Annotated in this window: 23 protein-coding genes; 9 read left to right on the top strand and 14 right to left on the bottom strand. The window is 32.1% G+C overall.

Annotated features, from left to right (window positions below):
- Positions 1–111: 111 nt before the first annotated feature.
- The 4 genes from ABJF08_RS07860 to ABJF08_RS07845 form a co-directional block, all read right to left on the bottom strand.
- Complete coding sequence (locus ABJF08_RS07860) at positions 112–1,689, bottom strand: PH domain-containing protein (RefSeq protein ID WP_348115568.1); 1,578 nt, start codon at positions 1,687–1,689, stop codon at positions 112–114.
- Positions 1,682–2,191: a PH domain-containing protein gene (locus ABJF08_RS07855; RefSeq protein WP_348115567.1), complete on the bottom strand. Its 510-nt coding sequence runs from the start codon at positions 2,189–2,191 to the stop codon at positions 1,682–1,684. Before ABJF08_RS07855 ends, ABJF08_RS07860 begins: the two co-directional genes overlap by 8 nt.
- Positions 2,192–2,295: 104 nt before the next feature.
- On the bottom strand, positions 2,296–5,970 hold the full coding sequence (locus ABJF08_RS07850) for a metallophosphoesterase (RefSeq protein ID WP_348115566.1): 3,675 nt from the start codon (positions 5,968–5,970) through the stop codon (positions 2,296–2,298).
- 87 nt (positions 5,971–6,057) lie between these two features.
- Complete coding sequence (locus ABJF08_RS07845; protein WP_348115565.1) at positions 6,058–7,506, bottom strand: L-serine ammonia-lyase; 1,449 nt, start codon at positions 7,504–7,506, stop codon at positions 6,058–6,060.
- 338 nt (positions 7,507–7,844) lie between these two features.
- Here ABJF08_RS07845 and dnaK point away from each other — a divergent pair, with 338 nt between their 5' ends.
- Positions 7,845–9,734: a molecular chaperone DnaK gene (dnaK, locus tag ABJF08_RS07840; RefSeq protein ID WP_348115564.1), complete on the top strand. Its 1,890-nt coding sequence runs from the start codon at positions 7,845–7,847 to the stop codon at positions 9,732–9,734.
- A gap of 281 nt (positions 9,735–10,015) precedes the next feature.
- Here dnaK and ABJF08_RS07835 read toward each other — a convergent pair whose 3' ends face one another.
- The 3 genes from ABJF08_RS07835 to ABJF08_RS07825 all read right to left on the bottom strand — a co-directional run bounded on the left by ABJF08_RS07835 (position 10,016) and on the right by ABJF08_RS07825 (position 12,948).
- Positions 10,016–10,771 carry a hypothetical protein gene (locus ABJF08_RS07835; protein ID WP_348115563.1) on the bottom strand — a complete coding sequence of 252 codons (756 nt, stop codon included), beginning with the start codon at positions 10,769–10,771 and terminating at the stop codon, positions 10,016–10,018.
- A gap of 271 nt (positions 10,772–11,042) precedes the next feature.
- The gene (locus ABJF08_RS07830) at positions 11,043–11,888 is read right to left on the bottom strand and encodes a polysaccharide lyase family 7 protein (RefSeq protein WP_348115562.1); all 846 of its coding nucleotides are present in this window, start codon (positions 11,886–11,888) and stop codon (positions 11,043–11,045) included.
- A 220-nt stretch (positions 11,889–12,108) separates the two neighbouring features.
- The gene (locus ABJF08_RS07825) at positions 12,109–12,948 is read right to left on the bottom strand and encodes an oxidoreductase (RefSeq protein ID WP_348115561.1); all 840 of its coding nucleotides are present in this window, start codon (positions 12,946–12,948) and stop codon (positions 12,109–12,111) included.
- A 367-nt stretch (positions 12,949–13,315) separates the two neighbouring features.
- Between ABJF08_RS07825 and ABJF08_RS07820 the strand changes: the two genes are divergently transcribed.
- The 5 genes from ABJF08_RS07820 (at position 13,316) to ABJF08_RS07800 (ending at position 17,368) form a co-directional block, all read left to right on the top strand.
- Positions 13,316–13,993 (top strand): response regulator transcription factor, encoded by a 678-nt coding sequence (locus ABJF08_RS07820; RefSeq protein WP_348115560.1) that lies wholly within the window; start codon positions 13,316–13,318, stop codon positions 13,991–13,993.
- A complete protein-coding gene (locus ABJF08_RS07815; RefSeq protein WP_348115559.1) occupies positions 13,990–15,276 on the top strand; it encodes a HAMP domain-containing sensor histidine kinase in 1,287 nt (428 codons plus the stop codon). The genes ABJF08_RS07820 and ABJF08_RS07815 overlap by 4 nt, the downstream gene beginning before the upstream one ends.
- A 64-nt stretch (positions 15,277–15,340) precedes the next feature.
- Positions 15,341–15,787: a PepSY-like domain-containing protein gene (locus tag ABJF08_RS07810; RefSeq protein ID WP_348115558.1), complete on the top strand. Its 447-nt coding sequence runs from the start codon at positions 15,341–15,343 to the stop codon at positions 15,785–15,787.
- A gap of 6 nt (positions 15,788–15,793) precedes the next feature.
- A complete protein-coding gene (locus tag ABJF08_RS07805; protein ID WP_348115557.1) occupies positions 15,794–16,567 on the top strand; it encodes a DUF2490 domain-containing protein in 774 nt (257 codons plus the stop codon).
- Positions 16,568–16,759: 192 nt separating this feature from the next.
- Positions 16,760–17,368: a hypothetical protein gene (locus tag ABJF08_RS07800; protein ID WP_348115556.1), complete on the top strand. Its 609-nt coding sequence runs from the start codon at positions 16,760–16,762 to the stop codon at positions 17,366–17,368.
- A 135-nt stretch (positions 17,369–17,503) separates the two neighbouring features.
- Here ABJF08_RS07800 and ABJF08_RS07795 read toward each other — a convergent pair whose 3' ends face one another.
- The 7 genes from ABJF08_RS07795 to ABJF08_RS07765 form a co-directional block, all read right to left on the bottom strand.
- Positions 17,504–18,997: a M48 family metallopeptidase gene (locus tag ABJF08_RS07795; protein ID WP_348115555.1), complete on the bottom strand. Its 1,494-nt coding sequence runs from the start codon at positions 18,995–18,997 to the stop codon at positions 17,504–17,506.
- A 4-nt stretch (positions 18,998–19,001) separates the two neighbouring features.
- The gene (locus tag ABJF08_RS07790; RefSeq protein ID WP_348115553.1) at positions 19,002–20,174 is read right to left on the bottom strand and encodes a DUF6882 domain-containing protein; all 1,173 of its coding nucleotides are present in this window, start codon (positions 20,172–20,174) and stop codon (positions 19,002–19,004) included.
- A 53-nt stretch (positions 20,175–20,227) separates the two neighbouring features.
- Positions 20,228–20,884, bottom strand: coding sequence for a hypothetical protein (locus ABJF08_RS07785; RefSeq protein WP_348115552.1), 657 nt, complete (start codon positions 20,882–20,884; stop codon positions 20,228–20,230).
- A 14-nt stretch (positions 20,885–20,898) separates the two neighbouring features.
- Positions 20,899–21,870, bottom strand: a complete 972-nt coding sequence (locus ABJF08_RS07780) for a hypothetical protein (protein ID WP_348115550.1) — start codon at positions 21,868–21,870, stop codon at positions 20,899–20,901.
- Positions 21,871–21,911: 41 nt separating this feature from the next.
- Positions 21,912–22,322: a hypothetical protein gene (locus ABJF08_RS07775; RefSeq protein WP_348115548.1), complete on the bottom strand. Its 411-nt coding sequence runs from the start codon at positions 22,320–22,322 to the stop codon at positions 21,912–21,914.
- Between the two features lie 106 nt (positions 22,323–22,428).
- Positions 22,429–23,166, bottom strand: a complete 738-nt coding sequence (locus ABJF08_RS07770; protein ID WP_348115547.1) for a LytTR family DNA-binding domain-containing protein — start codon at positions 23,164–23,166, stop codon at positions 22,429–22,431.
- Entirely contained in the window at positions 23,163–25,016 is a 1,854-nt protein-coding gene (locus ABJF08_RS07765) for a tetratricopeptide repeat protein (RefSeq protein WP_348115546.1), read from the bottom strand. The genes ABJF08_RS07770 and ABJF08_RS07765 overlap by 4 nt, the downstream gene beginning before the upstream one ends.
- A 191-nt stretch (positions 25,017–25,207) precedes the next feature.
- Here ABJF08_RS07765 and ABJF08_RS07760 point away from each other — a divergent pair, with 191 nt between their 5' ends.
- The 3 genes from ABJF08_RS07760 (at position 25,208) to ABJF08_RS07750 (ending at position 26,656) form a co-directional block, all read left to right on the top strand.
- On the top strand, positions 25,208–25,564 hold the full coding sequence (locus ABJF08_RS07760; RefSeq protein WP_348115544.1) for a hypothetical protein: 357 nt from the start codon (positions 25,208–25,210) through the stop codon (positions 25,562–25,564).
- A 142-nt stretch (positions 25,565–25,706) separates the two neighbouring features.
- Positions 25,707–26,228: a hypothetical protein gene (locus tag ABJF08_RS07755; RefSeq protein ID WP_348115543.1), complete on the top strand. Its 522-nt coding sequence runs from the start codon at positions 25,707–25,709 to the stop codon at positions 26,226–26,228.
- Positions 26,229–26,275: 47 nt separating this feature from the next.
- Complete coding sequence (locus tag ABJF08_RS07750; protein WP_348115542.1) at positions 26,276–26,656, top strand: DUF6122 family protein; 381 nt, start codon at positions 26,276–26,278, stop codon at positions 26,654–26,656.
- Positions 26,657–26,880: the final 224 nt, after the last annotated feature.

Here is a 26,880-nt window from a genome sequence, read left to right as displayed (position 1 = left end):
GAAGGTATATAGAATCTCATCTTAATTTATTTATTTTTATGAAATAGGATTAGTGTTCCGCTTTCGCGAAAGCGGAATTTTAAAAAGTAATAATCGATAAAGCTTAGAAAGTTACATCCATTTCTCTTCACTGCAAATTACCTGATTGTTTACACTATTAATCAATGTATTTAATTGATCTTCTTTAAAGTAGCGCAATCCTCTTGACCCTGCCGCGGTATGCAATTTAAAATGAGCCTCTCTCCTACGTTTAAGAAATACACTGCGCCATTTTTCTACCGCTTGTGTTTTAAATACAGGAGATATAATGATCTGTGGAAAAAGCCACCCTTTTTTAAATACTACAAAATCATCGTCCTTACTAATTTTGCTTTTTTGACCATACTTAAATGCCATATAAATCAACAAGTTCATGAGTAATAACAATGGAATGATACCTAAATATTGCTCAAAATAAATCACAGTTGCTACAGAAGGTATGATGAAAATAGATAGTACATAAAAACGTAACCTCGCGTGTGACCATGGATTACAATGTAACTCCATTTCTGTTTCTTCTACTGGCTGTTTAAAAATTAAGTGTTGTAATGCCTTTTGATGATCTATGGTGCATGCAGGGACAGACACATGACTTAATTTATTATTAGTAGACTGTGCCTGAAATATTTGTGCTGTTTGAAAACCTAGTAACTTCCTCAACGGATTAGAATGAAACTCCAAGATCTGAACTTTATTTAATGGTATTTTAATCTCCTTTTTATTAAATAATCCCATTTTAATTTCTAGATCGGTGCCTTTCTTAACCATGCTAAAATCCCAATATTTATTAATAGCTAGTATTAAACTAATAATTACAGAGAAAAACAAAAATGCAACAATGGCTACTACTGCAAGACCTATACTGGTTCCAGAAATTATATCTTCAAAAGAATACTGCTCTAACCAGTCGCCAAAATACTCTTCTAGTACCTCCTTTATATTATACCAACTACCGAATACGACTCCTATCGCTAGACCACCACTTTTTAAATGATTTTGTGTGACACCTACTTTGAGAAGATCTATAAAACTTAGTTTAAGAATAGGAATCTCTATGTTCTCCTTTTGCTTTTTATAGGATGTTGCAGGTTCTTTGTTACCTGAATCTGCGATTGTATCGATAGATTTTTTATCAGACTCTAGATCATTATCAACTATAACAGTTTTTGATTCTTCTGTATCAAGTACCTCTACTATTTCTTCCTTACGTTCTTGTAATAGCTCTTTAAACTGACTTGCAAATTCTCGTCCTAATCCTGGTATTTCTAATTCCTTGGCTTTAGATCCTGCAGTATCGACTTCTAAAGACACGATTCCTAGAATACGTTGCACAACATTTTGTGTGATATTGATGGATTGTATGCGCTCCAGTGGTATTGCTTTACGTTCTTTTTGAAGCAGCCCTTTTTGTATAATTAACTCATCTCCTTCTAAGTGAAAAGTAAAATAGATGTACTTTATAACAGGCGATACAAGTGACATAATCGATACAAAAGAAATTAATGCGATGATGTACCACGCTTGTTCTCCCATAGACCTAGTACCTATGGCAACAAATAAGAAATAAAATAAAAGTCCTTTAATACTTTTAAAGAGGTAAAAGGCTATGATCTTCTTACTTTGTCTTTGTGGAGTTGATAAATTAAGCATAGTGCGATAATTTACCTGAGATGTATTCCTTTAATTTTGCCGCATCTTCTGGGTCCAGACCACTTATACTTAAATCACTAGAGCTACCTCCAGCAGTAAAAATATCTAGTTGACACAATTTAAACATGCGATCTATGGGACCGTGATTAATCTCGGTATGCTGTATTCTATTAAATGGTACCGTAATTTGACTATGAAATAACCATCCTTTTTTATAAGTAATATCCTGTTCTCTAAGTACATAACCTCTTACAAAGTAGCCTTTATACGCAAGAAAAATAGTGATAATTAATGTAACTAACCATATACTACCTGTGGTTTGCCATACCCATGGATGATCACTAGCAGTAAAGTAAGGTATAATTATACCTGATAGTGATGGTACAAAAATGAGCAAAGTTGCGATTAGTTTTTTGTTCAAAAATCTCTTAGGGTGTTTTTGAAAATCAGTATTTTCTATATTAGGTAAGCCAGCGGCTAGAATTTGGTCGTTAGTCATCATACTTTATTAGTGGTATAAATGTACTGTTTGTTACGTTTACCGTCAATAATACGGAATATTAAAGTAGTAAGTTATAGGTTTTAATGCTGTAAATTATTCATTAACTATTTAGAAAGTATAAGACTTAATTGTAGTCTGCCGCCTTCTGCACCATGAAAATAAGAAACCTGTGAAGTGAAAAGTCCTGACATTCCTAGATTAAATCCGCCTCCATAACTGTTATAGAATTTAGAGCTTTTTTGATTTTCTATACCTACCTGACCTATGTCATAACCTAAATATGGTGTTATACGTACAGGTAGTAACCTCGTTTTGATAGGTTTTAAATCAAATAGGACATCACCACTTGCATGTATAGAATAATCACCCATAAAACGTTCATTTCTATAACTTCTTAATCCACGACTGTTATCTAGCACCGCTGCCTGATAGAAATAAGGAGTGTCTCCTATTCTGGTTTGAGCACCTATATTAGTTTTTAAAACGATACTTCTATTATCATCTATGGCATTCCAAAAGGTAAGATCTGGATCTATAGAAAAGAAATTACGCTGGTTAGATAAATCATCTGTAAATGAGATGCTTGCTGTAAACAGCATCCCTCTAGTAGGAAAACGTTTATTATCGAGACTTTTATAAGTATAACCAGCATGTAAATTTAAATAATCATCTCGTTGCGAATTGATCCCTATGTCCTCAGGATAATCATTATTAAATTCTACTGCCTTATAGCTTATTCCAAGATCAAAAGTACTACCATAACTACCTATTTTTATGAAATGTAAACCAGCTTCTTGTTTTTGAAATTGGATGCGATTTATATCAAAATCAGTGTCTTTATCAAATGTAGATAGGTTACCATATCCAAAGAAGTTCTCAGTATAATTATTAGTAGTTAGAGTTGCATCAAACTCTAGGTTCCAGTGGCCTATAGCATTTCCTAATCCTGCATTAAAATCAAATTTTGCCGCTTGTGTGAGTGAATAATACTGAGCTTTAAAACCATACATACTAGAATATGGATTGCGTTCATAACCTATTTTTGATTTTGTAAATCCTACCGTAGGACTAAAACCATAATCAGGATTATAATCAAAAATAAGATCTACTTTACCGCCTACACTAGGTACTTTTTCTGTATCGTAATGGTTGATATCATAATCGTCTCTAAAAACGACTTTAGCACCATTATTTGCTTCTAACACATTCTCCTCTGACTTATAATCATAGATTTCAATTTTGCTGCCTATCTCAATCTCATAAACATCATCTCCTTTACCTCCAGAAATTACTATTTTAATAAGGTCATCACCTTTACCAGTCACCTTAAATACATCATCATCGTCCAGTCCATAAATCCAGATTTCTTTAGTATTCTCGATATTAAAAGATCTTGAAAATAATGGAGTCCCTTTTTTACCATCTTTAATGCGATATGCAGTTATGTCAGTACGTCCATTAGAAAATCTTTTTATCTCAAATAGATCATCTTTATCAGTCCCTTTTAAGGTTTGAAACTCAAGAAAGTGATTATAATAGCGTGTTACTATATCTTTTAAATTTGCTTTACGAGCAATAAGGTCATCTTGAGTTTGCTGCCATAAGTCATCTCTAACCTCTACAGGCATGTCATTAAACGCGGTTGCAACTATATCAAGTGTTAAATGCTCTTGAATATACTCTACTTCTTTTAACCATAATTCAAAATCACTGCGTTGTATTACGGCACGGTCTAGTTTTATGGCACTCTGACTAAATTCTTTGATATGTGGTATATCTGGACCATAAACGCCAAATTGCCTTGCTCCTTTTACGTATTTACGCATAAAATCCAATAAATCACCATCAAATTTAGCAAAGACTTGATCTCTATCTCGTGGAACAGCGATGTAAGATTTTTTACCTTCATCAGCCGCATCTATTATCTCTGCCCATCTCCATTGATCTTCATGCCTATCCCAATCTCCTAGCAACATGTCAAAAATACGAGCACGTATAAATAACTTTTCATCCACGCGATTTTTTTCGTCTTCTCTTATTTTTTCAAATAAGTCTGGTGTACTTTCTACATCTTGATTATTCCCAAACATGTGACGATTATCAAAAGATTTATCCGGCTTTTCTACGATCATGTATAATCGATCACCATGAGTTTTATTAAAGTCTCCTAATGTTTCTTGTTTAGGAACATAGTATAAAACAGGGTGAGTATGATTTAAATCAATAGCTCCAGCAAGTTTAGGTACTGCAAACGCTCCGTAAGGATGTGCGGCAGTATAAAAATCTCTAATAAGTTCTTGTGAAAATGTCCCGCCAAAATATTCTTCTACATCTACAGTGCCATAACCAGCACTTTTTAAGAACTGTATCGCATCTTTTTCTAGCGCTCTCATATTATATTCTCTGTCCAGACTATCTACCAGACGCAAGCCTTGGGTCTGATTACCGCCACCTGCACGTTCTACTTTAACGCCTCCATATAAAGTGTCCAGCATTACTACTGGTGCTTTTACTTTCTTACCATATAAATAGCGGTAATGGCGTCCGTAAAACTTCTCGTAATCTTCATCTTTATCTACTTCTTCCGATGAGTAAACAGATGCTTTTTTAAATCTATCTGTAGTTGGTTTTAAAGAATCTATATCAAACTTTTCCGCTTTCGCGAAAGCGGAACCACCATAAACCTCTACCACATTTCCATCTTTTACCTGATAGAAAAATACTTGAGAAGATTTATCCTTAAATACTCGCAACTCTGCATAACCGTTACTACCACTACTTAAAACACCTTTATCTCCTAAACTCGCTATTCCTGTATGAACGGCTGTCCCAGAAATAATCTGTTTTATATTTTCATGATCCATATATTGCAATGACTTCTCATGAGCGCTTAAAAAGAAGACACGATCCAGGTCACTGCACGCAGCTTTAATATCTTCCATTAACTCATTCATTAATGGATTATAACGGTCCTGTCTAGAAATACCGCCTTGTGAACGTATAAAACTCCATGCGCTACCTAAAAATGGCACATATAAATTATCAATACTAGGTTTAAAAATAGTAGATGGGCCCATCTGCCCGCCATAAGTACCGTTAGAATATAACGGATGGTGCATAGCTATAAGTACTGTCTTGTGTCGCTGTTTGCGCATCTCGTCAGACAAGGCAGCAATAAATTTTTCTCTAGTATTGATTTCACACTCGTCGTTAAATTTTGGATTTTTATCCCAATCTTCTATATACCATTGAGAGTCCACAATTATCAAGTGCATGGTGTCCGATATATCTATCTCTTCTATAGGACATCCATTTTCTGGTTGAAAAGCCTCGTCGTTATTCAGTTGCTTTTCTACCATTTCTTCAATATTTTTAAGTCCATCCAGACCTTCGTCATTCCAGTCCTGGTTACCTGGCAATACATAAATATTGTTTTTTATTCCTTTAATAAGCTGCAGTCGTTCTTTAAAGGCATTTTTATCTTTTACATCCTTGTCCTTCTTATTAAAGTTCTCTGAATTTACATTATCACCTAATATTAAGGTGTAATCTGTGTCTGTTGTTCTAGACTTTATATCTTTAATTATTGCCTTAAAATCTTCACCGGGAGAAGATTTTGAATTTAAATTCCCCAATAGAAAGAAACTTCTGTATTCAGCATCTGCAGTAGTAATAGATGCTTTTTCATCCTTCACTATTTGTAACGATTTTACAGCGCAAGAAGATAATGCTATAAGTATAAATACTATAGCAATGTTAAATGGTAGTTTTTTGATCATGTAATTTAGGTAGATTTCAAAGGTATCAACAAACAATTTGTATAATTGCCAGCATTTTCATAAAATCCACATAATTAAAAAGCGCTTTTAACAATCTGATAAGGCTACATTCACAGCTAGACCACCTTCACTAGTTTCTTTATACTTGGTATTCATGTCCTGTGCAGTTTGCCACATGGTGTCTATAACTTTGTCTAGCGGTACTTTAGCATTTTTAGCATCTCCATCTAAAGCCATTTCACAGGCGTTAATTGCTTTAATCGCTCCCATAGCATTACGTTCTATACAAGGCACTTGTACCAGGCCACCTATAGGGTCACAGGTAAGACCTAAATGATGTTCCATAGCTATTTCACTAGCCATAAGTACCTGTGCTGGCGTACCGCCCATAAGCTCAGTTAGTGCGCCTGCCGCCATGGCACTACTTACACCTATTTCTGCCTGGCAGCCTCCCATTGCTGCACTTATCGTAGCACCTTTTTTGAAAAGCGCTCCTATTTCTCCAGCAACTAATAAAAACTTTTTAACATCTTTAAAATCGGCATCATGATTTTCTATAGTCATGTAATACATCATAACGGCTGGTATAACACCTGCACTACCGTTAGTAGGTGCTGTTACCACGCGCCCTAAGGATGCATTTACTTCATTTACTGCTAGCGCATAACAAGAAACCCACTTTAAAATTTCTCTAAACTTCACCTCTGTATTACGTATTGCTTCTATCCATTCTTCTTTATTAGAATATGGTTTTCCTTTTTGTAAACGCTCATGAGTATCGTATGCTCTTCTTCTCACATTAAGACCTCCTGGTAAAACTCCTTCTGTATGACAACCGGTATACATAGAATCTAGCATCACGTCCCATATTTCTTTTAACCTCAGGTCTATATCTTCTGGATCATGCAAGTATTCTTCATTTTCTAATACTATTTGAGATACCGATTTATTCTCTCGTTCACAATATGCTAATAATTCTGTAGCCTTAGATATAGGTCTAGGGAAACATTCAAAAAGCGCTACTTTACGAGCAGATCTTTTACGCTCTTTTTGAACAAAGAAACCACCACCTATACTATAATATGTTTCAAATACGACTTTTCCATTATTTAAGATAGCCTTAAACCTAAAACCATTAGGATGATATGGTAAAAATTTACGGTGAAAATGTATTTGAGTCTTTGGGTCAAAATTAATTAAGTGCACACCGTCCAGTTGCAATAATTTTTGATTTGTAATATAATCTACTATTTGTGGTATCTCATCAATGTCACAAGTTTGTGGGTCTGCATTTGTTAATCCTAAAATACATGCAAGATCTGTAGCATGACCTTTACCAGTAAGAGATAAAGAACCATATAGGTCTACCTCTATTTCTTTAACTAGTTGTAATCTATTTTTATCCTTCAGTTTTCCTAAAAAGTTACGTGCCGCTCTCCATGGTCCTAATGTGTGAGAACTGGAAGGTCCTACACCTATTTTGAGCATATCAAATACACTTATCGCTTCTATTTTTACTGGGGTATTTTGTGACATTCTTTTTCCAAATTTGCTGGGTAAAAGTAAACATAATGTAGGTTATAGACACTTTAATTATCAAATAGTGATTACAACAGTTTAAAATTCATAAATCATCATTATGACTGCCATTGTAAGACAGTGTTTTACTGCCATATTAAACTTTATTAATAAGGTAAACTTTGATTTTGTCCGCTTTCGCGAAAGCGGAACACACATAATACATTTTATAAAACATAAATTAAATCAATATGTCATACAGAAATGACATCATGTCACTAGTTATGTCATGGCACAAACATTGACTTAAGGAAAGCATAATAAAAATTGAAACTAAAAATTAAAATACATTTATAATGAGTAAAATAATAGGAATAGACTTAGGTACAACGAACAGTTGTGTATCCGTAATGGAAGGAAGCGAGCCTGTAGTAATACCTAATGCAGAAGGAAAAAGAACAACTCCATCTGTAATCGCCTTTGTAGAAGGTGGTGAAATTAAAGTAGGAGATCCTGCAAAAAGACAAGCAGTAACTAACCCTACTAAAACGGTTGCATCTATCAAGCGTTTTATGGGTAACAAATTCAGTGAATCTTCTAAAGAAACTGGATATGTACCTTACTCTGTAGTAAAAGGAGACAACGATACACCTCGTGTGGATATCGATGGACGTCTTTATACTCCACAAGAGTTAAGTGCAATGATTCTTCAAAAAATGAAGAAAACCGCTGAAGATTATTTAGGACAAGAAGTAACTGGAGCTGTAATTACTGTACCTGCATACTTTAACGATTCTCAACGTCAGGCAACTAAAGAAGCTGGAGAGATCGCAGGTCTTAAAGTTGAGCGTATTATCAATGAGCCTACTGCTGCGGCACTAGCTTATGGATTAGATAAAAAAGATACAGATCAAAAAATCGTAGTATTTGATTTTGGTGGTGGTACACATGATGTTTCTATCCTAGAATTAGGTGACGGTGTATTTGAAGTACTTGCTACAGATGGTGATACTCACCTAGGTGGTGATGATGTTGATCAAAAAATCATTAACTGGTTAGCTGACGATTTTAACGCTGCTGAAGGTATAGATTTACGTCAGGACCCAATGGCTTTACAACGTCTTAAAGAAGCTGCTGAAAAAGCTAAAATTGAGCTTTCTTCTAGTGCACAAACTGAGGTGAACTTACCTTATGTTACTGCTACTGCTTCAGGACCTAAGCACCTTGTAAAAACCCTTACAAAGTCTGCTTTTGAGCAATTAATTTCTGACTTAGTAAAAAGAACTATCGAGCCTTGTAAGACTGCATTGAAAAACGCTGGTCTTTCTACTGGAGATATCGACGAGATTATTCTTGTAGGTGGATCTACTCGTATTCCTGCTGTACAAGAAGCTGTTGAGAAATTCTTCGGTAAGAAGCCATCTAAAGGAGTAAATCCTGATGAAGTTGTTGCTGTAGGTGCTGCTATCCAAGGTGGTGTATTAACTGGTGATGTAAAAGACGTTCTTTTACTTGATGTTACTCCACTTTCTTTAGGTATCGAGACTATGGGTGGTGTTATGACTAAATTAATTGAGTCTAACACAACTATCCCAACTAAAAAATCTCAGGTATTCTCTACTGCTGCAGATAATCAACCAAGTGTTGAGATTCACGTAATCCAAGGTGAGCGTGCTATGGCAAACGATAACAATACTATCGGTAGATTCCACTTATCTGATATCGCACCAGCAAGAAGAGGTACTCCACAAATTGAGGTAACCTTTGACATCGATGCAAACGGTATTATCAAAGTAAGTGCTGAAGATAAAGCAACTGGTAAGAAACAAGATATCCGTATCGAGGCTTCTTCTGGACTATCTGAAGAAGAAATCGAAAAAATGAAGCAAGATGCTGCTGCAAATGCTGATGCTGATGCAAAAGCAAAAGAAACAGCTGATAAACTTAACGCTGCAGATCAATTGATTTTCCAAACGGAAACTCAACTTGAGGAGTTTGGTGAGAAGATTCCAGCTGATAAAAAAGCTCCAATAGAAGAGGCTCTTAACGAATTAAAAGTAGCTTTTGAAACTAAAGAACTTACGGTAATTGATCCTGCAATGGAGAAATTAAACCAAGTTTGGGCTGGTGTAAGTGAAGATATGGCTAAAGCGCAACAAGAAGGTGGACAACCTGCTGGAGATGCTGGAGCAGCTGCTGATGACACAAGCGACGTAGAAGATGTAGACTTTGAAGAAGTAAAGTAAGCAATGCTTATTTAGTTTACAGTCGCAGTGACAGTAAACAGTTAATATTTAAAATCCCTAAACCATTGGTTTAGGGATTTTTTGTTTTGAAAAGTTTTTTTTAAATAATTAAAAATTAAATCTACTAGAAAATAAATGTAGCGACTACGATCATTATTGCTTAATGTGACATTAGAGAGGGAAAACTATTTAGATAACATTATTACGTCTCATACTTTAAATCAGAACAGAGATCACAGTAATGCGAATAAGACATTATTAAATGAATGATCCATTTAATCTTACAATATCACAGGGGTATCACCTACTCTTGATCCCTGTACTAAATTATGATCTTTAAAATCCATTAAGGCATATTTAGAAAGTATAAACAATCCAAATAAATAAGTGCCTCGTTCTAAGAAGTAGAAAAATTGTGGATGAAACTCGTAGTAATGAGCGACCATAGCACAGAAATCTGCGCATACAAAAGCTATACATGCATACAAGTAATAAGACGTTTTGTTACAGATTTTTGTAGAATTATTTAAACCACAAATGAGGCATGATGTGATACCTACAAAGCCGGTAATGTGTACAATACAAAACAGGACTTGCGACTCAAATAAATCGGCTAAATTATTTAATAAGTAATTAAAAGAAAGACAATTAAAAGTGGCCATCGCGATATAGGCGATAATTTCATACCATAAAAATTTACTCCATTCAATATCTTTAAAAATTCTAATTACATAGATAAGGTATGTGATGATAGAGGTTAAAAGGAATAAGTAGGGTCCAAAGTTATAATCATAAAAGAGAAAACCTACATCAGACACGCATTGTGATACGAATATGACATAAACCCACTTGCTATGATGACCTATTTTGAGTACGAAATAAGTTAATACAGTTATGGATGACAACAGTCTAACTGATCTAAAAACAGTTATATCAAAAAATAAATTGCTTACACCGTTTATGATTATAAACAGTACCGCAAGAAACAACATTTGCTTATTGATAGACTGCTCAGTAAACGATTTAAACATGGACATAATACCAAATGACTCCTAAAGGTAGATGAATTTAATGATTTACCGTGATGTGCAAACATTATTATTTTTACTCACAAACAGTTTAAATAGCCGCAGGAGATGTTATGTTTTTTATCTCTTTATAAATTGTTATCGGTTTTATGGGATATGAATAATATCGCATTGCTTTACTACGGTACCATTCAATAATCAGTATTTATCGAGAATTGTAACAATAGTTCCAAGAACTAGTTTTTATTTCTTTTAATGAATTGTTAAAGGCTGTTTCTATTTAATGTGATACCTCTAATTTGTAAAAAGTAGCTTGCTCATAGTCTGAAGAACTCAATACTTTTTTATTTGCAGAGTAGATACCTGCTTTAAAGTACAGCCAGTCATTTGCAAATCCACTTGTAGACATATCTATTTCTTTAGAAGATATGTTTTTACCACTTTCATTAAAAAGATCTACTTTTAATAAATTCCCTTTTACCTCTATTCTATATGAAAACTCTTCATTAAGCGCGATTCCATTACTCGGACTACTAGAACCATTGTATTTTCCAGCTTTACTACCTTTTTCACTCACATAATTGCCCAACATATTTTCATAAATATCTGGTCTATTACTTGGTTCATGAGCAAAATAAATAGCTCCTTTTCTATGATCTGGCTGTTTGTGATAATACAATCGGATCGGCTCGTCATCACTAGCATGAATTTGTCCTATGATAATTCTACCTACTTGATCTGGACTACTAGAAGTCTCTGTAACTCTATTGATTTTTAAAGTAGCACTTAAAACACCATCTACAGCACCAGCTTTCTCCTTATTTTCTATGGTAGAAGAACTAAAAACCCAATTATTACCATTCATACCTTTGGTATCGATATTAGAGTTTTCTCCACGCAACATCTCGCGTAATTCGACTCTAGAATAAGTAGAATTCACCGTTGTTCCAGCGGCTTTAGGATAATTTTTAAAGACCATACCACCATCTTTAGAGTCTGTGTAGAATTGATTTTTTAATGTAAAGCCATTATTAATTTCTTCTACACTTTTCTCTTCTCCCGATGATAAGGTTATTTTCCAATGAGATAAATCAAAATTTTCTGCAGGAGTGAGATTGGGGTTCAAGTTGTATGACCTAGACGTGCTCTCATTGCCATTCACCGAACCTTTTCCTGAAGAACAACTGCAAATCAATGCTATACAAAAGCACATATATAAACAGCAAATTATATTTTTTCTATTAAAAAGAGATATCATAAAAGAAGATTAATTAAGGAACTACAATTGTAAACAAAAAAACCGCCCAAAAGGCGGTTTTTATATGATATAAATGATTTACATAAACTTATTCAAAATCACATGGCTTACCTAAATCTTCAAATTTAGCTAGCTCTTCGATTAATCCGTTGTTTACCTTTCCAAAAACTTCATAAGCTATTTTACCTAATGGTAAATGAACTGGAGCTTCTTCTAATTGTGCTAATTTATAGATAGCGTTTGCTGCTTTTGCAGGATCACCTGGCTGGTTACCGCTTAATTCTTGTAAACTTCTTATACGCTCACCTACAGTGCTTTCGTAATCTTCTATTTTTGTATTATCATAAGCTGCAGAACTTCCTGCCCACTCTGTTCTAAATGGACCTGGCTCTACGTTTGTTACTTTGATATTAAGTGGCTTTAACTCTGCTGCTAATGCCTCTCCTATTCCTTCTAATGCAAATTTAGAACCGTTGTAGATACCTAAACCTTGAGAACCTATACGTCCTGCAATAGAAGTTATGTTGATAATATGACCAGAACGTTGTTTACGCATAGCTGGTAATATTTCTCTAATAGTAGTTAGTACACCAAATACGTTAACCTCAAATTGTCTTCTTACTTCTTCATCAGAAATTTCTTCGATACTACCCATAATACCATAACCAGCATTATTTACAACAACATCAATCTTACCAAATTTATCAAGTATAGTTTTAACACCGTCTACGATCATTTGTGTAGAAGCTACATCTACAAGCACACCAAAAGAGTTACCTGGGTTTTCATTATTAAAAGCTTCAACTTGTTCTTGCTTTCTAAAAGTCCCTACTACTATTTGTCCTTGTGATAATACTTCTTTAGCTAATTGTTTACCTAAACCTGATGAAACACCAGTAATAAACCATACTTTTTTCTCTGTACTCATAAATTTATTTTAATGAAATAATGAAAACTATACATTCTCTATTTGCAAATTTACTAAAACATAATCTGAAAATCTGGTTGTTAATACCCTTTTAAGCTTTACAAAGCCTTTAAAATAGATGGTTTAAATTATTTATACCTATTTTGAATTATAATGTACTTTAGAAACGAGCCGATCTCTTTAAATCAAGTGACTTGTGTGAAAAACAAACTATGTTATTCTAGTTCGAATACTATTTATTACTAAGTTTTTTTTTATCAAAACTTATAATTAATTCATATCAAAGTAGTCTTAAAGCTATCTTTCTATTTTTTAAATTATATCAATATTCCCATATCTTTCCCATATCTTAAAGTAAATTTATCGCATGAAAATTTTAGTCATAGAAGATGAATTACAGCTACTCAATAATATCAAAGTATCACTTGAGAAAGAAAAATTTCTAGTAGAAACTGCTACTGATTATAATGCAGCAATAGACAAAGTATTTATCTATGATTATGACTGTATACTACTAGATATAATGCTACCTAATGGTAATGGGTTAAATATTCTAGCAGAACTCAAAAAAACTAAAAAAAGTGATAACGTAATAATCATATCTGCTAAGAACTCTTTAGATGATAAACTAAAAGGACTAGAATTAGGTGCAGACGACTATCTCACAAAACCATTTCACCTAGCAGAACTCAATGCCCGAGTTAAAGCTGTTTTAAGAAGAAAAGAGTTAAATGGTAAGGATATTATCGAGATAAGTAATTTGAGATTAGATCTGAAAGAGCGTATTTTAATGATAGAGAATAGAAAGGTCACTTTAAACAGAAAAGAGTTTGATATACTAAATTATTTTATGCTTAATAAAAATAGACTCGTTACTAAATCTGGGCTCGCAGAACATGTATGGGGTGATAACTCTGATAATTCTGATAATTTTGATTTTGTCTATTATCAAATTAAAAACCTTAGAAAAAAACTAGTAACCGCTGATGCCGAAATAGAAATAGAATCTATATATGGAATAGGATATAAATTAGTGGATTTATGAAGTTACTTAATCAATCCTTAAAGTATCTTTCTATTTCCATTCTAGCAATTATAACTATATGGTGTATAGTTTTTTATGTTAATATGCTTAACGAGATAAAAAGCAGTGTAGACGAAGGTCTGGAAAATCACAAACGTTTAATTATCCAGAATATTCAAAAGGATTCAATAATAGAAACGAATGAAGACTTTGATGAAAATTTCTTTACGATCCAAGAGATAAAGGACTGTAAAGCACTATCGGTAAAAGATCAATATCTCGATACTATCTTATACATGCAGGATGCTGATGATGAAGAACTAGAACCAGAGCCAGTTAGAATGTTAATTACTGCTTTTGAATTAAACGGAGAATATTATGAATTAAAGATTGCTAATTCAATGGTAGAGGAAGATGATTTAATTGAAGAACTTCTTAGCGATGCTATCTGGCTTTATGTCAGTTTAATAATAGGTATTTTGTTCATTAATAATCTCGTGTTAAAAAAATTATGGAAACCTTTTTATGATTTTTTAAATAAATTGAAAATATATCGATTAGGAGATACAGAAAAACTCCCTCAAGTAGAAACCGAAACAAAAGAATTTATTGATCTACAAGAAGCGGTAAACATTCTATTGTTGCACACTACCGAAACATATGAGCAACAAAAAGAGTTTATAGGCAACGCATCACATGAATTACAAACGCCGCTTGCTATAACGATCAATAAACTAGAATTATTAATTGAAAAGGGCCGTTTAGAAACCGACCAAGCAGAGGGTATTTCTGAAGTTTTACAAATCATTGAGCGATTAGTTAAACTTAATAAATCATTACTTCTATTAACTAAAATAGAAAATAGGCAGTTTTTATATAATCAAACAATATCCTTAAATGAGGTAATTGATAAAACTATATTTGATCTACAAGATATTTCACAATTTAAAAAAATAACCATCTCCTTAAATGATAAAGAGGATCTTATTTCTATAATGAACCCTTCTTTAGCTAATGTAATGATATCCAATTTATTAAGAAATGCTGTATTTCATAACATTCCTAACGGACATGTTACCGTAGAGATCACAAAATCCTCTATTAAAATAAGCAATACAAGTGACGGTATAGAGCTAGATAAAGATCATATATTTGCTCGTTTTTATAAACCAAATAGTAACTCTAAAGGCACAGGATTAGGTCTTGCTATGGTCAAAGCTATCGCAGATCTATATGCCTTTGATTTAACTTATCACTTTGAGAATAATTTACATACTTTTTTAATAAAGACACCTGAGCTATAAATTTCTTCCCATTTCTTTCCAGATTCACTCCTTTTATTTGTCCTGTAATTTAAAAATATACAAGATGAAAAAACAAATTTTAATTATCGGAGCAGCGATAGCAATGATATCCGCTGCAAATGCACAAGAGATTCCACAAAATCAAGTACCGTCTGTTATCGTAAACGACTTCCATAAACAATTTCCTAAAGCTACAGATATAGAATGGGAAATGGATGGTTCTACTTACCATGTAGAATTTGAATTACGCTGGAATATAGATCATGAAATATGGTACACTACAGACGGTAAAATATCTAAACATAAGGAAGATATATCTCAAAAAGAATTACCTAAAGCAGTTCTAAACAGTATTGAGGTGAATTTTAAAGGTTACTCTATCGATGATCTAGAACGCATAACAGATAACGGCAGCATCTTTTATAAAATGGAAATGAAAAACTTAATTAAAAAAGATTGGGATATTGTTATCAACTCCAATGGTAAAATAATAAATCAAATTGTTGATTAATCAATTATGAAAGTAACACTTAGATTTCTTTTGATTTGCTTACTAATAACCACAGTCTATTCAAAATGTCTTGCCCAATTCACTCCACCTGGATTGGGTCAGACTAAATTGGCTAGTTGGTATGCTGTGGGCTTAAAACAAAATTTAAACAAAGAGAAAAACCTTAATTCTACTACTTATTTAGGTTTAGGATTAATAAGTAATCCAGATTCTTATAATCTTTTTGAAAAAAAATCTATTTACGTTATTAATGAAGAAGTATCCCACCGTTTTAAAAATCACTGGCAGTACTCTATAGCTTTAAGTTATAGATGGCAACAAAAATATAATGCAACAGAGCCTTATGAAAAAGCTACTCCCGAAGCTAGACAAGAAATTAGGTATTACAATCGTTTTTCTTATCTTAATTCTTTTAAAAAAATTAATTATTCCTTTAGTTACAGGCCAGAATTAAGGCTTTTCTACAATCCTAATTTTAGTACCGCCGAAGAAAGTGTACAATTCCGTTCTCGTTTACGTGGTAAAATGTCTTTTCACACTAACTCATTACATACAAGCAAATTAAGCACAACAGTAGAGCTGTTATTCTCAACCTCTAAAACTAATAGTTGGAGTACATTTCAATATAAAGAAGCACGATTTTCTCTATATTATTCAACAGATCTACCTAATCAACACACTACATTAAGTATCGGATATATGAATAACATTCTAGGTACTACAAATATTACATATGCACATTATCTAGCATTTGATGTATTAATCAACAACCCTTTTTAAAAGCAATCTATACTTTATTCAGAACAAGATTTTTATTCTTCATATTTTAAATTTGGAAATAGAGAGTAAGCCCATTTATTCCTTTTTCATTGAATTATAATTACTTAATAGGTTATAAATTATAAGGTTTTATAAAGTTAATATTTGTTACAAATCCTTAATTTTATATTTTAAAATTTGACTAAATATTTCATGATAAATAAATTTTCAATCCTTGTTTTATTTCTTGTTTGTTCCTGCTCAATAAACGCTCAAACCACTACACCACAAGAAAAAGCAGAAGTTTACCACAAGGCAAATCAATTAAAATATAAGTATACAAATACCTGGTACTGGTTATTCGGTACAGAGGATGACTCTTATAAAACTAATCGTAATAATACAGTAGCATGGGAATTAGAAGATGGTGGCTGGTACACTGGTATTGGTAAAAATGATACTTACACAGGTTATGGAGTACAGTACAAATTAAAATCCAATAGTTATATTTTCAGTAATTGGAAAGATACAAAACCTAATGGTCTGACACTTTTTCAAGATCCTGGATATAGTTTTATAGGAACGTATAAGGATGATGCAAAAAACGGTTTTGGTATTACTAAATGGTCCAATTATAAATCATTTAGTAACGAAAACTATAAAGATGTCATCAAATATGTAGGAGAATATAAAGATGGTATATGGAGCGGTTACGGAGTAATTTATTTTATAGATGGAACGTGTAAATCTGGAATTTTTGTAGATAGTATTTTAACTAAGGAACTACCTAAAATTGTAGTTTTAGAGGCTCTAGGATTTTAATTTAACTAAGACTCTGTTTATCAAAACAATAAAAAGGTAGCAATACTTAAATTGCTACCCCTTCCTTCTTAAAGGTTCCCTATAACCTTAAATAAGTTCCGCTTTCGCGAAAGCGGAACTATACCAACTATTAATCTAATCTATTCCTTGTGCATCACTGATGACACGATCTATAAAGTCGGTATTGATTTGTAATAGTCTTGCTAGATTATATAAAACTACCACCTCGCTATCATCTATATGCCCGTCTGCATAAGAGATTATAGATAAATCGCGTAGGATATTTAATTTTTGCATTACAGAAAGTACGATATGCAATTCACGAGTGAGTTCTTGTACCTCGCTTATCATCTCATCTTCTGTTAATCCTTTAATGGTCATCATACAGTTAGCAAAAATCTTAGGAGCAACAATACTACTTAGAGCCTGTATTTCTGAATCATCCACGACACCGTCTGCATTAGAAATTAGATAACCTCCTAAAAACATTAATCGCTGTATTTTTTCAGAATGCTCTGATTGATCATCAAGATTTTCTGGTTCCATTAGAGACATGATGCGTTTAATTTCTAATTCCATCGCCTCTTCTGTAATTTCACCTTTTATGGAGTCATTAAAAACTGCATAAGTTTCACTTTTGTTAAATAACTCTAGCGCTTTAATTCTTAATGGACTGAAAGGATGAGTGCTATACCAGTCTGATGGATCGTGGTTAGAATCATTTAATACCTTTTCTAGATCAACAAATTGCTCGATATAAGCATTTAATTGAAAGTCTAACGAATCTGTAGTTACTCCAGATGATAATTTAAAAAAGGTGCGACCTACTGCTTCAAAATCTTGACAACATAATAATCCTGCTCTATCTGCACTTATCTCTGCATTTCTATTCCAAGCATATAACTTCATGGCATGAATAGGTGCGAGATCGTTCTCACCGTGATCAAGAATCTGTCTTACTGGATAATCAAAGTGTTCAAATAGTACGTGACCTATTTCATGACCTACCACAAATGTTAACTCTTCTTTAGAAAAACGTTCTAATATACCTGAGGATAAAATGATGTACAATTTATTATCGTCTGGTGGATAACAGGAGGCATTGAAAATATCACTTTGGTATACAAAAAATTCAATGTCTGCCTTAAGTTTAAGTGTCTTTTTACAATGCTCTCCTATTTCATGCAGTACAGGTGCAAGAGTTTTAGTAAGTCTTAAACTAGATTTTAATAAGTGCTTTCTAGATTTAAATTTACTACTACCTTCATTTACTTTTTCAAGAGTTTTCTGTATCAACTCATCTTCTCGAAAAGCGATAACATAATCTCTATCACCATCATACACTAAGAGATTTAGATCTACATCTGCTCTATTATTAGTATATATTTCTGGTTCCTTATCTACAATAGCTTTATGATTTAAAGCATTTATCTCTTCTATACGCTTAGTATATTCTGCAGCAAGCTCTGTAGTTATATTTTGAAAATCTACACTTGCTTCTTGCAATTTTGTATGATTTCCAGATGCTTGTGCATCGCTTAATTCACTTAACATCTTTTCTTGAGCATTAGTTAATGCTAGTTGATGTTCTTTTTCTAATTCTGAAAGTGTTTCTGAAGTGTACGACATAATCTTAGGCTTGAACAGTTATTTTAGAATTAGTAATTTTCATTAATCTACCTTTAAGGTCAAAAATTCCAAGAATTTGATCTTCTCCTTTTTTTGCAATAATGTTGTTACCTGGTAGATCGATCTCATAACCTTTATTTTTAAGGTAGAAATACAAGCTATATTTATGAGGGAAATTATAATTTGCTGCGACATATGAAAAGTGAGAACATAATAAAGCTGGCTCTGTTCTTACTTTACTTTCTACTTCTTCTGAAGTTATAGTAACATAAACAGTTAACCCTTTAAAGTCTAAAGGTAGGTAACAGCTCTCCTTAGCCATTACAGAGGCAATAGTTGCAAAATAAACACCTGGATCTGTATCTGCTTTCATTTTAGGAGCTATTAAATCGTCTATCTTATAAATTTCCCCTAATGCTTTTACTGCTTGTGAAGTCTGTAAAAACTTTTCTGGAATACCACTTTGATTATTTGCCCAAGCCCATAACCAGCTCTTTTCATTTTGAGAATAAGTACCTAATACTTGGATATCAAACACTTTATCATCTCCAAAAGTTACTTTTCCTTCTAACATGTCACAATTCCAGTCCAGACCTGCTACTATCTCACTAAAAATCTCTTGCTTTTCATGAGATAAAACATTGGATTGATTATACAGTTCCTGAATAGTTACCGTTTTTTCTTCATTTCCTCCTTCTTGAGTTTCCTCATTTTTTGTAGAGTTAGTAGAATCAGCCGTATTATCTGCTGGTGACTCTGCAAATTCTTCTAATTTATCTTCTAATAAAGATGTTATGCGAGCTGTTCTCTCTTCTACTCTATCAGCATTTACTACTGGACCGTGATTAATTTTTAAAACACCGTCTTCAAATGTAATAGCTCGTTCTGTATTGTGCTCATCATTTTCATTAATGACTACAACCTTCTTTAAACCAGATTTTAATAATTCTACGCCCATAGAATCACTTCCAATAACCTTAAAAGCCTCTACCAGTGGTATAAAGTATATTTTAGGAAAGGTCTCATTATATAAATGTGAGAATCTATCTTCCATTAAGGTATTCCATGAAATCTCAAGTGGTACCGTATAGCCCGCTGCTTTATTAATTTCAGTTTCTAATGCTGGAAACACATCATTTTGAAATGCTTGAATTATTCTTTTTTCTTTAAGTCCCATAATATTTTTATTTTTAGAATTAATTTTTTGATTTTATGATTTTCAATTATTCCCTATAATAATTGAAGTAATTTTTCTTCTAATATTTTAGAAAGGTTTTCAGGCAGGGCTTTATGTATAGCTGCTGAGATAGTTAATACTCCTGTCTGTAATTGAAGCTGTAAGGTTTCTGTTTCTTGTAATACAATTGTTTCTACACCTGACCACGCTTCTTTACCCAGCGCGTCTGCTGTTAATAAATCTATAGCCGTTACCAATGCTGTAAAGAAATCTTGGACATTTAATCTATTGTTCAACTTGCTAAGTGTCAGATGATCTATATTAAAGTTTTGTATATGATCACCCAATAAATGTTTCTCATTTCTTAACCAGATTTTAAGTTGTAAAACTGTAATATTTTGATCTGTTGAAGAGAGTGGTCTGCTTATCTTTCCTTTGGATAATTCTACCACCATTTTTTTAGGTTGCTTTATGGTGAGTAAAGCGATACTATAGATATTAAAAAAGGATATTTCTTCATTACGAGAAATCAAGCAAACAGATTTATTTTGATTGCTATCAGTGGTAATATCTAGAATTGTTCCTTCTATATAAGCACCATTAGTTAAGGATACTGCAATAAGAATTTCTTCTTCTTTTTTAAAAACAGCATGCAGAATTTCTTCTGTAGTCTGAGCTACAAATGCTTTATAATAATTTGAATTATCCATGTTTTAAAAACTTATTATGAATGTTCTATTAAATAGGTATAATCTAATGGTAATTGATCGATAAGGTGTGAACGCATAGCTTCTCTATCAATGGTATTATAATCTATGTAGGTTAAACTTTCCATTAATAGATTAGGGTAATACATCTGTATTTGATACATACCTACACCTTCAGTCAAATGACTCTTCTCATTTTTATCTTTGAACGGCTCATGCTTTTCAAAAGCAATAATCAATGATTTAAGATTTTTCTGATTCACCCAGATATCCTTTAAATAAATGGGAGAGCTAGCGTTAGAAAATTCTTTTTGGATGAGAGTATCAATCCTTTGAGCCTTTACAGAGCCATAGTTATTAATCACAACAGCATTAGGATAGTATCGATATGATTCTTTATTATCATCATAAGTATTAGGTTTTACGATGAGCTCATAAAAACCTTTGACTTCTGTTTTTAATTTGAAATCTACGTGAGCTTCACTAGTCCATGTATCTGGATAATTATCAATAACACGACAAATTTTATTTGAAAAATATTTTAAATCTTCAAGGCTAGGATCATCTGCAAGAGTTATACTGATAGTATGATTGAAAACATTTACATCCATATCTAAGACATCTTTATCTAGAACTTCATGCAGTTTTTTTCTCAATACAACTTCTTGTAGAAGATAGTCTGTCAGAGCCGTTATACTATCTGGTTTATTTGAATAATTAGGCACATACAATTCTTTATTTTTTGCATCCCATTCAAAATTTATAACAATTTCAGGGTTCTCTTTAAGAGCTAATTCTACCCAATAAATGTTTGGGTTCATATTAGCAGCGTTAAAATGACTTTTAAATGTTATAATATCATATTTATTATTATGATGAGTGTCTAAAAATGCAACAAAGCCTTTTCTAGCATTCACGTTAGAAACACCACAACTAGTGAATAATAAAAGAATCGCAAAAAGAATGCAAAAAACAAAGAATCTATACATGACTATACCTATTAAGTTTTACACTAAATATTGAATGGTAGTTATAGATTATTCTCTAATAATTCAGTTAAAACATTTGTTCTATCCTTTACATCTGGAGCATTAAGAATAGGACTGTGATCCATTGTTAAGACACCGTCAGTAAATGAATAAGCATTTTTAGGATTGTGATGATCTTTAGTATTTGTAATATGTATTTCCTTCAGGCTATCTGCTAGAGCCTCTTTACCCATCTCATCACTGCAAATAGATTTAAAAGCCTCTATTATAGGGATGAAATAAATTTTAGGATAAGAATCATTATAAAGATGTAAAAAGCGATCTTCAAATAAAGTAGACCACTCTATATTAAATACTATATCAAAACCAGCAGCTTCTAATATTTGAGCTTTTAAAGCTGGAAATTGTTCTTCTTGAAAAGTCTTTGTAAATCTGTTTTCTTTTAATCCCATGATATTATTTTTAAGGTTATTTTTTTATTTACCTCAAAACTAAGACTGGAATAAAGAGAAACTCGTAAGCGTTTTACAAACGCAGTTTTCCGTTTTGTATTTGCACTTATAAAGTAGCTAGAATTTGTTTTAAATACGATTTCTTGCGTGTAGCAACAGGTATACTCTCATCATTTGTAAGGCAGACAGTATTATTTGAATTAATGGTTTTAATGTATTTCACATTCACTAAATGCGATTGATGTACACGTACAAAAGTATGCTCGCTAAGAATGTTCTCATAATATTTGAGATTGCGAGCGCTCATTATTTTCTTATCCACGGTGTGAAAAATAGTGTAAGCGCCGTCAGACTGACATCGCACTATATCTTTAGTTTGTAAGAAGTATTGAGCATCGGCAGTTTTTATTAATAAGGTTTTTTCTATTTCCTTTTGATTAATTTCAGAAACCTGATCCACCGCATTTTTGTATATTTTTTCTTTCTGGTAAGCTTTTCTAAATCTGTCTATACATTCAGATAGCTCATCAGTATCTATTGGTTTAAGTAAATAATCAATAGTATCAAACTTGATTGCTTTTATAGCAAACTCATCATAAGCAGTAGTAAAAATAATTTTAAAGTTGATACTATCTAATGCCTCTAAAATTTGAAAGGCATTTCCTCCTATCAGTTCTATATCTAAAAAAACAAGATCAAGGTTGTTGTTTTTTAAAAACGAAATAGCTTCTGTGACATTATCTATTTTTGCAATAATTTCAATGTCCTTTTGAGTGAACTTAATAAGTTTATCCAATGTGTTCAGAGCATTAAACTCATCTTCTATTATTACAGCTTTTATCATGATAGTTTCAATTTAAAAGATACTCTAGTGCCTACTGGGTTTTTATTCTCATCAAATAAATCCTCTATAGTAAAGGTTTTTTCTTCACCTTTCTTTCTCATTTTTAAACGTTCTTTAAAAATGGATGTTGCGTGTAATTCTTCAGAAATTTTCTCTTGTTTTGCCTTTGTTGATCTGCCTAATCCATTATCTGAAACGATAAACAATACCTCGTCGTTATCTTGTAATATTTTAATTTCTAATAGTCCACCATTTTTTTTCTCTTTCAGGCCATATTCTATTGCGTTCTCTACAAAGGGTTGCAACAGCATAGGCGGTACTTTAACCGAAGAACTGTTGATAGTATCTGCCAACTCGATATGGTAAGAAAACACATTATTAAATCGCAATTGCTGGGTGTCTATATAATTAGAGATCATAGAAATCTCTTTTTCTAGTGTTATAGATTCCTTTCTTACATAATCAAAGTTTTGCCTTATGAGTTTAGAAAACTTTGCTATATAATTAGAAGATTTAATCGCATCACCCTCTAATGTAATGTTCTGAATAGCCGCAAGAGTATTAAAAATAAAATGCGGATTCATTTGTACCCTCAATAAACTCTGTTCTAATTTTGAAGACTTATTAGCTGCTCTCAATCTACTATTGTAGACAAATACTCCAGTAACAACCGCTAGCGATACAAAAAGTAAAACCATACTTATCGTAAGCAATCGATTTCTAGAGTTAATCTCTCTTTGATGATTAATTTCAGTTTCTTTTTGTTTTACTTCATATTTAACGTTGGCAAATTCTAAAAGATTTTCCTGTTCTATTTGACTTAAATTCAATTGCAAACTATCTCTAATAATCTGATTGTTTAATGCCTTTGCATAATCCCCATAAAATAAAGAAACAGCGACGAGTTTATCCCTTACTTTTATTTCTTCATTGATATCATTATTTGATTTATAAATTTCTAACGCTTTATTATAATTAGTCCAAGAAGAATCTATTTTAGAAGTCAATAAAAATAAATTTCCTAACCCTTTATATGGAGCCGCGTTTACAGAATTGATATTTTTATTTAAAGTTGCGGCACCTCTCAAAAATCTTTCAGCATCATCATATTTTCCTGCTTCTATGTAGGTATAACCTATATTATTAAGAACACTAACTAGTATTTTAGGATCACGCTTTGACTGACTCAGCGTCATGGCTTCAGAATATGTAGTTAACGCTTTATTATATTCTTTCTGTTCTACATAAATGCTAGCCTTATTATTCTTTATTGCTATAATTGATAAGGTATCTGCTTGTTGAGAATATAAACTATCTGTTTTTTCTATATATGAGAGTGCCTTCTCATAATCTTTTAACTCATAATGAAGTTTAAAAAGCTGATTATAAGCCTTTCCTTCTATACGCTTATTACCTATTAATTGAGATAAACTTAAAGCCTTTAATGCATATACCTGTGATGCCTCGAGATCACCCATATGTAAAGAAGAACCACTCAATGTAATTAAGCAGCGCCCTTCATTATATTTATCATTCAAAGAAGTAAACAACTCATAACTTTTAAGTTGAGTATTAAAAGAGTTTTCATATTTCAAATTTAGATACTCTGCCTCTCCTTTATTAAAAAGCAACATAGCACGTTCTAAATCACTTAAATCATCAGTGTATTTTAGTATACTATCTAATTGAATAACAGACTTATCCGGTTTTAATTGTAATGTTGTATCTAACTTTACAAAATAACTTTCAATACTAGGACGTATGGTTTCCTGTTTGGAACATCCCGTAAATATTAGAAATACTAAAATAGCTATACTCAGATGCCAAATGTTATTGTTTCTTAAAATCATAGAGTAAAAACTCAGTATTGGTTTACATAGCTAAAGTAAGCTATGACTCATATTTAAAAAATGTGTTTAATATAAATTTGTATTTTTTTGTTTATCTTTTTTCTATTAAAATAATAAATAAATAAACAGAATTATGTTAAATTTATCGTTTTTAATCAATGTTTCATTTTAGATAATAAGACAAAAATTAAATGAGTTACGATTTAGACTTTTGGAAATATAAAAAGGATATTTATCTGGATAATAAGACAGTTTACCTAAAATGCTCTCAAGAAAAAGTAGTAGAGGGATTAGAGCAATTACCTATTGAGTCTATAATTGAGGATGTTAGAGAAGAGTTTCATAATTGGAGAATAGAAGAAACTTTAAATGCTTTTAAAAATCCTAATGGAAGGAGTTCGTTTCAAATATTTACTACAACACAATTTGTTCGTTTTGATTGCCGTGGAATAGATGGTCTGGACATGAATCGTATTATAGAAATAATGTTAAAATACAATTGTCCTTTATATGACCCACAGGTACCTAAAAGATATGATCTGAGATAAACTCGCATTAGCAAAATCTATTTAAGTTATTTAATATTACAATTTGAACTTCTACATCTTGTTCAAAAATTTATATTATACCTATTTAAAATGATAGTATGTATATCTTTGAACCTGTAATAGATTATTCTAATCATATCCTATGAACAAAATAACAGCCACTTTACTTCTTTTACTTTTTTTTCAATTAAGTATTGCTCAAAATGAGACCATTACAGCGATGAAATCTCAAATGAAAGAGATGACAGAACAAATTGCCAAAAAAGATGCTTTCACATATACCATCTTTAAAGACCATATGGTTGCCATAGAGCTTTTAAGAAAAGCCGCTGACGCTCCAGAATTGCGCATGTCAGATAAAAATAAGGCCATAGTAAAATCACTTAAAAGAGAAGGCTATAACAAATTACTCAAAGAAGATTATGACGCTATAGTTGCTAGCGCAAAATCCTATAACATTAACTGGAAAAAAGTTAAATACGTAGAGTTACTATATAAATCAAAAACAGTTTTTAAACTAGGCCAGCCTGGTTTTGAGGGATTATTAGTATTTGAAGATAAGACTCAAAAAGATATTCTTTTTACATTAAGAGTAGATTTTATCATGTTAGGCACCGATCCATATGTTCTAGAAATGGACGATCTTAAGAAAGAATTAAAGTAAATACTTGTCACTAAGTACTACTTTAAATTATACATACTTCTTACTTGATGCAAACCTTTGTCCATTACTTCTTGCACATAGCCTTTCCACTGGTTATCGCTATTATATTTTTTAAAAAAGAATGGAAAAAAACCTATTTAATTCTACTTGCCACTATGTTAGTAGATCTAGACCATTTACTAGCTACACCGGTTTTTGAAGCCCACAGATGTAGTATTAATTATCATCCACTACACTCCTATTATGCCATTCTATTTTATATAGGGTTGCTTTTCTTAAAAAAACCCTTCAAAATTATAGGTATAGGATTGCTTTTTCACATGTTTACTGATTTAGTAGATTGCCTATTCATGTATAACCATTGTGCAGAATGTATGGCTGCATCACCAGCTATAGAGCTCTTAGAATTCATTTCTAGTATTTTTTAGATTATGTTTTAGTAAACGTTCCGCTTTCGCGAAAGCGGAATTTAAATATAACAACACTACATTATCAAAATTTATAGAATACTCTTATTTAGTAATTTAAGATAGTTTATCAAAATTATTTTTACCGTATTACGGGAATCCGTAACCTTAATATTTACATTATACTTAGTATTGATTTATTATTTGTCAATTATTGATAAACCAAAAACCAATATAATAAATTG

This window comes from Nonlabens sp. (assembly GCF_039941875.1).
Taxonomy (GTDB): Bacteria; Bacteroidota; Bacteroidia; order Flavobacteriales; family Flavobacteriaceae; genus Nonlabens.
Note: the sequence above shows the minus strand (reverse complement) of the source record. Positions and strands in the feature narration are given on the sequence as shown.

Bases quoted from the DNA above. Each gene is read 5' to 3' on its own strand.
- ABJF08_RS07760 (WP_348115544.1), top strand. From the start codon at position 25,208: ATGAGTTACGATTTAGACTTTTGGAAATATAAAAAGGATATTTATCTG.
- ABJF08_RS07835 (WP_348115563.1), bottom strand. From the start codon at position 10,771: ATGTCCATGTTTAAATCGTTTACTGAGCAGTCTATCAATAAGCAAATG.
- ABJF08_RS07845 (WP_348115565.1), bottom strand. From the start codon at position 7,506: ATGTCACAAAATACCCCAGTAAAAATAGAAGCGATAAGTGTATTTGAT.
- ABJF08_RS07790 (WP_348115553.1), bottom strand. From the start codon at position 20,174: ATGGGACTTAAAGAAAAAAGAATAATTCAAGCATTTCAAAATGATGTG.
- ABJF08_RS07765 (WP_348115546.1), bottom strand. From the start codon at position 25,016: ATGATTTTAAGAAACAATAACATTTGGCATCTGAGTATAGCTATTTTA.
- ABJF08_RS07850 (WP_348115566.1), bottom strand. From the start codon at position 5,970: ATGATCAAAAAACTACCATTTAACATTGCTATAGTATTTATACTTATA.
- ABJF08_RS07770 (WP_348115547.1), bottom strand. From the start codon at position 23,166: ATGATAAAAGCTGTAATAATAGAAGATGAGTTTAATGCTCTGAACACA.
- ABJF08_RS07825 (WP_348115561.1), bottom strand. From the start codon at position 12,948: ATGAGTACAGAGAAAAAAGTATGGTTTATTACTGGTGTTTCATCAGGT.
- ABJF08_RS07810 (WP_348115558.1), top strand. From the start codon at position 15,341: ATGAAAAAACAAATTTTAATTATCGGAGCAGCGATAGCAATGATATCC.
- ABJF08_RS07775 (WP_348115548.1), bottom strand. From the start codon at position 22,322: ATGGGATTAAAAGAAAACAGATTTACAAAGACTTTTCAAGAAGAACAA.
- ABJF08_RS07860 (WP_348115568.1), bottom strand. From the start codon at position 1,689: ATGCTTAATTTATCAACTCCACAAAGACAAAGTAAGAAGATCATAGCC.
- ABJF08_RS07800 (WP_348115556.1), top strand. From the start codon at position 16,760: ATGATAAATAAATTTTCAATCCTTGTTTTATTTCTTGTTTGTTCCTGC.
- ABJF08_RS07855 (WP_348115567.1), bottom strand. From the start codon at position 2,191: ATGATGACTAACGACCAAATTCTAGCCGCTGGCTTACCTAATATAGAA.
- ABJF08_RS07805 (WP_348115557.1), top strand. From the start codon at position 15,794: ATGAAAGTAACACTTAGATTTCTTTTGATTTGCTTACTAATAACCACA.
- ABJF08_RS07750 (WP_348115542.1), top strand. From the start codon at position 26,276: ATGCAAACCTTTGTCCATTACTTCTTGCACATAGCCTTTCCACTGGTT.
- ABJF08_RS07820 (WP_348115560.1), top strand. From the start codon at position 13,316: ATGAAAATTTTAGTCATAGAAGATGAATTACAGCTACTCAATAATATC.
- ABJF08_RS07815 (WP_348115559.1), top strand. From the start codon at position 13,990: ATGAAGTTACTTAATCAATCCTTAAAGTATCTTTCTATTTCCATTCTA.
- ABJF08_RS07785 (WP_348115552.1), bottom strand. From the start codon at position 20,884: ATGGATAATTCAAATTATTATAAAGCATTTGTAGCTCAGACTACAGAA.
- ABJF08_RS07780 (WP_348115550.1), bottom strand. From the start codon at position 21,870: ATGTATAGATTCTTTGTTTTTTGCATTCTTTTTGCGATTCTTTTATTA.
- dnaK (WP_348115564.1), top strand. From the start codon at position 7,845: ATGAGTAAAATAATAGGAATAGACTTAGGTACAACGAACAGTTGTGTA.
- ABJF08_RS07795 (WP_348115555.1), bottom strand. From the start codon at position 18,997: ATGTCGTACACTTCAGAAACACTTTCAGAATTAGAAAAAGAACATCAA.
- ABJF08_RS07755 (WP_348115543.1), top strand. From the start codon at position 25,707: ATGAACAAAATAACAGCCACTTTACTTCTTTTACTTTTTTTTCAATTA.